We start from the raw sequence: 10,027 nt of genomic DNA, 5'->3' as shown, positions 1-10,027 counted from the left end.
GTTAGGACAAGAATGTTTCGATGACCCGTACGGGATTCGAACCCGTGATACCGCCGTGAAAGGGCGGTGTCTTAACCACTTGACCAACGGGCCTTATATGTAGGCCATTTTTTTGCAGCCATTTAATTCTAAAAAAAGTAGCGGCGGAGGGGATCGAACCCCCGACCTCACGGGTATGAACCGTACGCTCTAGCCAGCTGAGCTACACCGCCATAAGTAAAAATCTTGTGTTCAAAGTCACAAGGAATATAGTACACCATGAAAAAAAAACTGTCAATAAAAAATAAAAATATCAGACTAGTATGTAAATTTCGATAGGGAATGGAGGAGGTTTTTGAATGGATAAGGGAGGGGGGCAGGTAGATTTTGTAGAAAGGCCTATGCTTCTTAAAAAAAGCATCGAAGTTTTTGTTTCTGTTCTCCTGTTGTTTTGACAAAATGCTTGTCTTTTATGTGGTTTAATAAAGTTCAATAACAAAAGGAGTGATGAAAAAATGTCAGGTACGGTGATGAAGCGGGAAGGTCGTCAGGCAACACTTAAGCAGTCTAACTTAGGTAGAGGGTTACAAAAAGCTTCACTAGGGATGTTTTCGTTTATGGCGGACAAAGGCGTTTTCCACATGGTGCTTTCCTTATTATTGGGACGAGCTATTATATTATCTTCTATGGCACCATTCTCAGTTGCGTTTTTAGCCGTGATCTGGTGGTTAAAAAGACCTTTAGTCTTGCCGGTTACGATTATGATGGCGGCAGGGGCGTCTACCTACAGTTTCACCCATGCAGGGTTCGTAGTAGGAGCGTCGACGACTTTTTTGCTATTAAGTCTGGCGCTGCGCAGAACAAGTCACCCCCAGAAATGGCTGCCGACTATTGCCTTAGTAGCAAGTTTGATTCCCCGTACGGCAAGCCTCGCACTACTGGATCGATGGCAGCTTTACGAACTTACTTTGATGTTAGCTGAAGGAGTTCTTACTTTTATACTTGTACTAATATTTATGCAGAGTCTTCCTTTATTATCACCGCAAAAATATCATCCAACATTGAAAAATGAGGAAATCGTCTGCTTAATTATATTGTTAGCTTCCGTGTTAACTGGAATGATTGGATGGCAGATTCAAGGTGTAGCGGTCGTCGATGTCTTTGCGCGCTACCTGGTTATTCTCCTTGCTTATATTGCGGGGGCTGCCATTGGTTCAACAGTTGGTGTTGTTACAGGACTTGTACTTAGTCTATCTAATATGGATCATATCTATCAAATGAGCCTGCTAGCATTTTCAGGCTTATTAGGAGGTTTATTAAAAGAAGGCAAAAAACTGGGGGTGAGCGCAGGGCTTGCAGTAGGTACGTTATTAATTGGGTTTTATGTATCCAGTGGAGGAGGGCTGTCCGATTCAATATGGGCTTCGGGATGGGCTATTATTTTATTTGTGTTGACTCCAAATTCCTGGGTTAAACGTCTGTCCCGTTATATTCCAGGTACAGAAGAGCATAATTCTGAACAACAAAAATACTTACAAAAGGTGCGTGATGTTACCGCTGTACGAGTAGGTAAGTTCTCTGATGTATTTAAAGCGCTTTCTAAGAGTTTCAATGATCTAGACCATTCTAAGGAGGCTGTAGAAGGTACAGAAGAAATTGATTACTTTCTTAGTCATGTAACAGAAAAAACCTGTCAATCCTGTTTTAAAAAGGAAAAATGCTGGGTTAACCAGTTTGATGAGACTCATGATTTGATGACAGGTTTAATGATGGAACTGGACGAAAGAGGGGAACCTACCAGGATGACCCGGAAAAACGTGGATGCGCACTGTGTAAAATCACAGAAGTTAATCGATACGATGAACCACGAATTGTCCTTCTATCATGCAAACAAACAATTGAAAAAACAGGTCCTGGAAAGCCGCCGCTTTGTAGCGGAGCAGCTACAGGGCGTTTCAGATGTAATGAGCACTTTTGCTAAAGAAATAGTCAAAGAACGAGAACATCACGAACAAAAAGAACAAATTATCTATAACGCGTTAGAAAGAATGGGGATGGATATTCAAAAACTTGAAATCTATACATTGGATGCCGGAAATATTGATTTAGAACTCGTAGTCGAAATAAATAATTACCGAGGGGAAGGAGCGAAAATTATTGCACCTGTGCTATCGGATATTTTAGGGGAAACGATTGTGGTTACGATGGAAGAGATTTCTCCTTATCCTAATGGCAGGTGCTATTTAACGTTTGGTTCAGCTAAGCATTATGCTATTGAAACAGGAGCAGCCCATGCCGCAAAAGGAGGAGGGTTTATATCGGGCGACAGCTTTACCATGATGGAATTAGGAAGGGGGAAATATGCGCTCGCTATCAGCGATGGAATGGGGAATGGTGAACGTGCCCACGAAGAAAGTATGGAAACGCTTAGACTGCTGAAGCAGATTCTGCAATCGGGGATGCAGGAATCCGTAGCTATCCAGTCGATAAATTCGATATTATCGCTGCGTACAAATGATGAAATATTTTCAACCCTGGATTTAGCCGTCATTGATTTGCATAAGGCTACTTCCAAGTTTATAAAGGTGGGAAGCACACCTAGCTTTATTAAGAGAGGAGATCAAATTTTAACTGTCGAGTCCGGTAACTTGCCGATGGGCATTATACCAGAAGTGGATGTAGATATGACCAACGAGCAGTTGAAGGCAGGCGATTTATTGATCATGCTGAGTGATGGTATATTAGATGGTCATAATCATGTAGAGAACGTGGAGATATGGTTCAAGAGAAAAATAAAGGAGGTTTACAGCAGCGAGCCTCAAGTGGTAGCTGATCTTCTACTGGAAGAAGTGATCCGCACGCATCGAGGTTCCATTCATGACGATATGACGATTCTTGTAGCGAGAATAGACCGGTATATGCCGGAGTGGTCCTCTATCCCTACAGAGAAAAAACAGGCTTAACCGGCGTATAAGATTCCTCCTTTTCGGCGAAGATGGAAGCAACGAAACAGGAGGGATGTCGAAATGAAAGCAGGCCGATTAAAACAAATTCTATTATTGACAGATGGATGCTCGAACCATGGAGAAGACCCTATAGCCGTAGCAGCTCTGGCTAGAAATCAGGGAGTAACGGTCAATGTGATTGGCGTTCTTGACGATCGGCAAAATGAGAAGCCTCAAGGGCTTGAAGAAGTTGAATCGATTGCTGAGGCAGGTGGAGGCGTCAGTCAAATTGTTTATCAGAAAAGTTTGTCGCAAACCGTGCAGATGGTTACGAGACAAGCCATGACTCAAACCATTCAGGGTGTCGTTAATAAAGAATTACAGGAAATTCTGGGAGAGGGCAAAAGTATTGAAGAGCTGCCGCCCGCTACAAGGAGTGAAGTAGTAGAAGTGGTAGAAGATTTAGGTGAAGCATGTGAGCTTGAAGTACTTGTACTTGTGGATACAAGCGCGAGCATGCAGCATAAATTACCTACCGTGAAAGAAGCGCTTTATGATCTTTCTTTGAGTCTCAACGCACGTACCGGATCAAATCAATTCAGTATTTATACATTTCCTGATGTAAAACATACGATCCGGCGGGTCATTAAATGGACTCCGGAACTCGGAGAAATCAATGGCGTTTTTTCTAAACTTTCAAGCGGTGGATACACGCCTACGGGTCCTGCGCTGAAAGAAGCTCTCTATGCCTTTACTGAAAAACCTCTGTTCAGAGGCATGCAGGATGGAGAAGATCCTTATGAAGAAACAGGATTTTAAATTATTTCCCGGGACATATTTACAAGGAAAGTGGAATGGTCATAAATATAAAGTGATCCGAAAACTTGGAGCGGGAGCTTGCGGCGCCGTGTATTTATGTCAAACTTTCCAGGGGGAAAAGGTAGCCCTCAAGGTAGGGAAAGACAGCTCCAGAATGATGCTTGAGGTAAATATGTTGAAGAAATTCAGTAAGGTCCAAGGAGTGAAACTTGGGCCTGCTTTTGTTGATGTAGACGATTGGAAAGCACCATCTCTTCAAGTTTTCCCTTTTTATGTCATGGAGTATGTAGAAGGGGTGCCTTTAACTCATTTTTTAAGAGGGAAAAGCAAAGAATGGATCGGTATCTGTACAATCCAGTTGTTAACCGATCTGGAGCATCTTCACAAAGCGGGATTCGTCTTCGGAGATTTGAAGACGGATAATTTGTTAATGTCAAATTCAAAAGTGAGATGGATTGATGTAGGAGGCGTTACAGCGATAGGCCGGGCTATTAAAGAGTACACAGAATTTTATGATCGAGGGTACTGGGGATTTGGCTCCCGAAAGGCTGAGCCTTCTTATGATTTGTTTGCCGTCACTATGATTATGTTAGAGATGGTGCATCCGAATAAATTTGAAAAAGGGGCTCATCCTAGAAGAACGCTGACTGCAAAGCTTGCTTCCTCTAATGATCTAAAACCTTATCATTCTCTTATTGCAGGAGTATGGAAAGGGAAGTTTCAAAGTGCTTCAGAAATGAAACAAGCTTTATCCTATATAGTCATGAAACGAGCGAAAGGAACACCTGTTTCCAGGAAGCAAATGAAAGCTCAGAAACATTCTTCTGAGTGGGGTGAGCTATTGGCTTTATCTGCAGTCGTGGGGGTATTCTGTGGATTTTCAATATTTAGTTTCTGGATATAAGTGTATTCTTTTGCAGAAGGTAATAAGAGTGGTACGATGGAGAAAGAAAGCAGGCAGTTTGAATCTAACAGGAGTGATCTTCGCATGGAGCAGATCGTCCATTCATTTGTAAAAGAACATCAACTTATTTCCCCTCATCAAACCGTACTCGCAGCTGTTTCAGGAGGACCGGACTCGATGGCTCTTCTACACTTCCTTTGTTCCATTAAAAACTCCTGGAACCTGAAAATTATTGGTGTTTCCGTAAATCATGGACTGCGAGGACAGGAGTCTCAGGAGGATTTGGAATTTGTGAAAAATCAATGTGAAGAATGGGGCATTGATTTTGCGGGAGCTTCTGTCGATGTGCATTCGCACAAACGCGAGTCCGGAACAGGAACTCAAGAGTCAGCCCGCTACTTACGTTACCAGTTTTTTGAGAGAATGATGGAAGAAAGAGAAGCAGATGTACTGGCTATGGGCCATCATGGAGATGATCAGGCTGAAACAATGATGATGCAGCTGGTTCGCAGTGCACGTCCTGAGTCTTTACAAGGAATGCCGGTTCAGCGGCCGTTTGGAAGAGGGAAACTTGTAAGACCATTCCTATCTTTATCCAAGAGTCAAATTGCTGATTACAATGCCCGTCATAACGTAAGGGTGCGGATAGATCCTTCGAATGAGGAGACGAATTATACGAGAAATGCTTTTCGTAAGCATGTTATGCCCTTTCTGAAGGAGCAGAATCCAAAGTTCCATTCTCATATGCAGACGATGAGTCAAAGGATGAGAGAAGACCAGTCATACATAAGGGAGCAGGCCGGAGAAGTACTGGATACTATGTGTTTTTCTTCAAATATGAAGAAAATCGTACAATTCTCCTTATCGACTTTTAAAACGTTTCCACTTGCTTTACAAAGAAGTGCCTTTCATCTAATATTGAACTATCTGTATGTTAACCAAACTGAAGATATTTCCTATTTGCATGAGGAAATGTTTATGAACCTATTATATGATCACAAACCGAATGCAAAGCTGGACTTTCCTCAAGGTTTGCAAGTCGTCCGCGCTTATGATGAAGTGACACTTTCTTTTGACCGTTCAGATGAGGAAGATAAGTATGAATTTTTCCTTAATGCTGGAGAAACAGTCGTTCTTCCTGATGGAGCTCATTTATATGCTGAGTGGGGAAGTCCTCAGGAAAAAGAGGGAGATTCTGTCTTTACATGTGATGCTCATCACGTAAAACTACCCTTTATTGTAAGAACGAGGCGGAATGGAGATCGAATGCGTTTGAGAGGAATGAATGGTTCAAAAAAAGTGAAAGATATTTTTATTGACCAGAAAATACCGGCTCATCTACGCAAAACGTGGCCGCTTGTAACAGACAGCAATGGAGAGATCCTATGGCTGGTCGGCTTAAAAAAAAGCGGGGGAAGTACGGATGGATCTTCAGGCACTTGGCTTCGGTTGCATTATGAAAATAAAGCAGAAACGTAGGAGGAGCAGACATGCACAGCGAAATTGAAAAGGTCCTGATTTCTGAAGAAGAAATTCAGGAAAAGTGTAAGGAGATGGGGGCCCACTTAACGGAAGAGTATAAGGATCGTTTTCCGTTAGCCGTTGGAGTATTAAAAGGCGCAACCCCATTTATGGCAGACTTACTGAAAAGAGTAGAAATCCATCTTGAGATGGACTTTATGGATGTTTCAAGCTATCACGGTGGTACAAGATCGTCTGGAGAAGTTAAAATTGTTAAAGACCTGGATACGAAAGTGGAAGGGCGGGATATTTTAATTATAGAAGACATCATTGATAGTGGATTGACGTTAAGCTACTTAGTAGACTTATTTAAATACCGTCAAGCAAATTCCATTAAAGTTGTAACCCTGCTTGATAAGCCAGCTGGTCGTACTGCTCACATTAAGGCAGATACGATTGGTTTTGAAATCCCTGATGAATTTGTTGTGGGATATGGGTTAGATTATCAAGAGAAGTACCGCAATTTACCTTACATTGGGATTCTGAAGCCGGAAGTTTACGGCGGATGAAAAATCAATCGGTGATTATGAGTTTCGAATCTGCAGGAATGAGGGTAATTAGTTGTGTCGTCCGTTTTTGTTATGATACTATTTACAATAGTTTTTCTCGCTTGGGAGGAGGTAGGCAATGAACCGGATATTTCGTAATACTATATTTTATTTACTTATCTTCCTCGTAGTTATCGGCGTCGTCGGTCTATTTAGAGGTCAAGGTGAGCCACAGCAGCAGTTGAACGTAAATGATTTTTACAATAAATTAAATAATGGTCAAATTGAAGAGATGACCATTCAGCCTGTAAATGGTGTAATTCAAATCACCGGGCAGCTGGCTGGAGAAGGTGAAGATCAAGGGGAATTCGCAGCAAAAATCCCTGCAAACGATGAAATCGTCTCAAATATTACCCAAACCGCTCAGGAACAAAGTGTTCTTAATGTTGAAGAAGAAGAGCAGCCTAGCGCATGGGTGACATTTCTAACATCGATCATCCCGTTTATCATTATTTTCATCTTATTCTTCTTCTTGCTTAATCAAGCTCAAGGCGGCGGAAGCCGTGTCATGAACTTTGGTAAAAGTAAGGCTAAGATGTACACGGAAGACAAGAAAAAAGTTCGTTTTAAAGACGTAGCCGGAGCAGACGAAGAAAAGCAGGAACTTGTAGAGGTCGTAGACTTCCTAAAAGATCCTCGTAAATTCTCTGCCGTAGGTGCACGCATTCCTAAAGGTGTCCTGCTCGTAGGACCCCCTGGTACAGGTAAAACATTACTTGCACGTGCCGTTGCAGGAGAAGCAGGAGTTCCATTCTTCTCTATCAGTGGTTCAGATTTCGTAGAAATGTTTGTCGGTGTCGGTGCTTCTCGTGTTCGTGATCTATTTGAAAACGCGAAGAAGAACGCTCCGGGTATTATTTTCATTGATGAAATCGATGCCGTTGGACGTCAGCGTGGCGCAGGTCTTGGCGGAGGACACGACGAACGTGAACAAACGTTGAACCAATTACTAGTAGAAATGGACGGTTTCGGTGTTAATGAGGGTATTATCATTATCGCTGCTACTAACCGTCCTGACATACTGGACCCTGCCCTTCTTCGTCCAGGACGTTTCGACCGTCAAATCACGGTAGACCGTCCAGACGTGAAAGGTCGTGAGGCTGTACTCGCTGTCCACGCAAAAGATAAACCACTATCTGAAAATGTTGATTTGAAAACGATCGCTCTTCGTACTCCAGGTTTCTCAGGTGCCGATCTTGAGAACTTATTGAACGAGTCAGCTCTTGTAGCTGCCCGCGGAGATAAGAACAAAATTGATATGGATGATGTGGATGAAGCAATTGACCGCGTCATTGCAGGGCCAGCTAAGAAGAGCCGTGTAATTTCTAATAAAGAACGTAATATCGTAGCTCACCACGAAAGTGGTCACACGGTAATTGGAATGGTTCTGGATGATGCCGATATGGTTCATAAAGTAACGATCGTACCCCGTGGACAAGCAGGTGGATATGCCGTTATGCTTCCTAAAGAAGATCGCTACTTCATGACCAAGCCGGAATTGTTTGATAAAATTACTGGTCTGCTAGGTGGTCGTGTCGCTGAAGAAGTCATGTTTGGTGAAGTAAGCACAGGTGCTCACAATGACTTCCAACGTGCCACTGCCATCGCTCGCAAGATGGTAACGGAGTATGGAATGAGTGAAAAACTCGGCCCTCTTCAATTTGGTTCTAACTCAGGTGGTCAGGTATTCCTTGGCCGCGATATCCAAAATGAACAAAATTACAGTGATCAAATCGCCTATGAAATTGATCAAGAAGTTCAAAACTTTATCAATTATTGTTACGATCGAGCGAAAACAATTCTTACGGATAATAAATCTAAGCTTGAGTTGATCGCAAAGACTCTACTTGACGTAGAAACTCTTGACGCTACTCAAATTCGATCCCTGTTCGATAAAGAGCGCCTTCCAACAGACGAAGAGCTGGAAGAGCTTGCCCGTAAGAATAACGCAAAAATCAAGAACAATACTTCATCAGGCAAAGATCATTTTAGTGATGACGATGATGTACGAGTAAATATTCAATCAAAAGAAGCAGAAGAAGCAAAAGAGTCAGAGTCGACTAAGGATACCTCTTCTACTGAAGAAGTAGACGACAAAGACCAAACGTCTGATTCAGATTCTGAAGATCGTCGTTCTTAATTGGCGTAACATGTCACATCGGCCTTTATGGCTGGTGTGACATTTTTCGTGTGCGCACTTGTGGGCACGCGAAGGGTTAGGTGTGATATGATGGTAGCCGAAGGAAATGAGGCAGGAGGCTGTAAGCATGAATTTTGTTCTTGATGTAGGTAATACGAATACCGTGCTTGGGGTATTTGATAATGGATCATTAAGTTATCATTGGAGAATAAAAACGGATCGACATAAAACAGAAGATGAGTATGGCATGCTGATTAAATCACTATTTGATCATGAGGGTTTAACATTTGAAGATATGGACGGTGTAATTATTTCCTCTGTCGTACCGCCTATAATGTTTGCACTTGACCGCATGTCTCGTTATTATTTTAAAAAGCAGCCCATGATTATAGGGGAAGGTAATGTATCTCATGGTCTTGCGATGAAGTACCCGCATCCTGAAGAGATTGGAGCGGACCGCGTAGTTAATGCAGTAGGAGCGATTGAGGATTATTCGCTGCCACTCGTCATCATAGATTTTGGTACAGCCACCACGTATTGTTATATTAACGAAAGTGGAGAATATATGGGAGGTGCCATTGCACCGGGCATTAACATTTCGATGGAAGCTTTGTATGCTAAAGCAGCGAAACTCCCTAAAATTGAAATTAAGAGTCCTGATAACGTCGTAGGGCAAAGTACAGTAGAAGCGATGCAATCTGGAGTTTTTTATGGGTATGTTGGGCAAGTAGATGAAGTGGTCCGACGGATGAAAGAAACAGCTGATTCTACCCCTACAGTCATTGCGACAGGAGGGTTGGCTACACTGATTGCTGGTCAGTCGAGGACCATTGATCATGTAGATCCTTATCTAACTTTAAAAGGTCTTCATAAAATATATCAGCGTAATAAAGGAAAAAAAGCATTTAAAGGAGAATGATGAGCCATGTCAGATTATTTAGTACGTGCTCTGGCTTTCGGTGGACAAGTAAGAGCTTATGCCGTGCAATCAACGGATACCGTAGAGGAGGCCCGGCGCAGACAGGATACATGGGCGACGACTTCTGCTGCTTTAGGCCGAACCCTTACCATTAGTTCTATGATGGGAGCTATGCTTAAAGGGGAAGATAAAATTACGGTGAAAGTAGAAGGTGATGGCCCGGCTGGGGCTATTATAGCTGACACAAATGCA

General features: G+C 42.5%; 8 protein-coding genes and 2 tRNA genes. 8 read left to right on the top strand and 2 right to left on the bottom strand.

Going from position 1 to position 10,027, the window contains the following annotated elements; genetic code table 11:
• Window positions 1-21: 21 nt before the first annotated feature.
• Together WAM07_RS18695 and WAM07_RS18690 are read right to left on the bottom strand one after the other, a co-directional pair.
• Window positions 22-93: transfer RNA gene (locus tag WAM07_RS18695), tRNA-Glu, on the bottom strand.
• Between the two features lie 45 nt (window positions 94-138).
• Window positions 139-212, bottom strand: a tRNA-Met gene (locus WAM07_RS18690).
• Between the two features lie 282 nt (window positions 213-494).
• Between WAM07_RS18690 and spoIIE the strand changes: the two genes are divergently transcribed.
• The 8 genes from spoIIE to WAM07_RS18650 all read left to right on the top strand — a co-directional run.
• Window positions 495-2,942, top strand: a complete 2,448-nt coding sequence (gene spoIIE / locus WAM07_RS18685) for a stage II sporulation protein E (RefSeq protein WP_422168894.1) — start codon at window positions 495-497, stop codon at window positions 2,940-2,942.
• A 63-nt stretch (window positions 2,943-3,005) separates the two neighbouring features.
• Window positions 3,006-3,743, top strand: a complete 738-nt coding sequence (locus WAM07_RS18680) for a VWA domain-containing protein (RefSeq protein ID WP_422168893.1) — start codon at window positions 3,006-3,008, stop codon at window positions 3,741-3,743.
• Entirely contained in the window at window positions 3,724-4,647 is a 924-nt protein-coding gene (locus WAM07_RS18675; protein WP_422168892.1) for a protein kinase domain-containing protein, read from the top strand. Before WAM07_RS18680 ends, WAM07_RS18675 begins: the two co-directional genes overlap by 20 nt.
• Before the next feature lie 36 nt (window positions 4,648-4,683).
• Window positions 4,684-6,126: a tRNA lysidine(34) synthetase TilS gene (tilS, locus tag WAM07_RS18670; protein WP_422168891.1), complete on the top strand. Its 1,443-nt coding sequence runs from the start codon at window positions 4,684-4,686 to the stop codon at window positions 6,124-6,126.
• An 11-nt stretch (window positions 6,127-6,137) separates the two neighbouring features.
• Complete coding sequence (gene hpt, locus WAM07_RS18665) at window positions 6,138-6,677, top strand: hypoxanthine phosphoribosyltransferase (RefSeq protein ID WP_014641380.1); 540 nt, start codon at window positions 6,138-6,140, stop codon at window positions 6,675-6,677.
• A gap of 118 nt (window positions 6,678-6,795) precedes the next feature.
• Window positions 6,796-8,856: an ATP-dependent zinc metalloprotease FtsH gene (ftsH, locus tag WAM07_RS18660; protein ID WP_422168890.1), complete on the top strand. Its 2,061-nt coding sequence runs from the start codon at window positions 6,796-6,798 to the stop codon at window positions 8,854-8,856.
• A 127-nt stretch (window positions 8,857-8,983) separates the two neighbouring features.
• On the top strand, window positions 8,984-9,775 hold the full coding sequence (locus WAM07_RS18655) for a type III pantothenate kinase (protein ID WP_422168889.1): 792 nt from the start codon (window positions 8,984-8,986) through the stop codon (window positions 9,773-9,775).
• 6 nt (window positions 9,776-9,781) lie between these two features.
• Window positions 9,782-10,027, top strand: a 246-nt coding sequence (locus WAM07_RS18650) for an Hsp33 family molecular chaperone HslO (protein ID WP_422168888.1), incomplete at its 3' end; no start/stop codon positions are given.

Source organism: Halobacillus sp. (assembly GCF_049282395.1).
Classification (GTDB): Bacteria; Bacillota; Bacilli; order Bacillales; family Halobacillaceae; genus Halobacillus.
The sequence above is the reverse complement of the archived record's forward strand: the minus strand, read 5'-3'. Positions and strand labels throughout refer to the sequence as shown.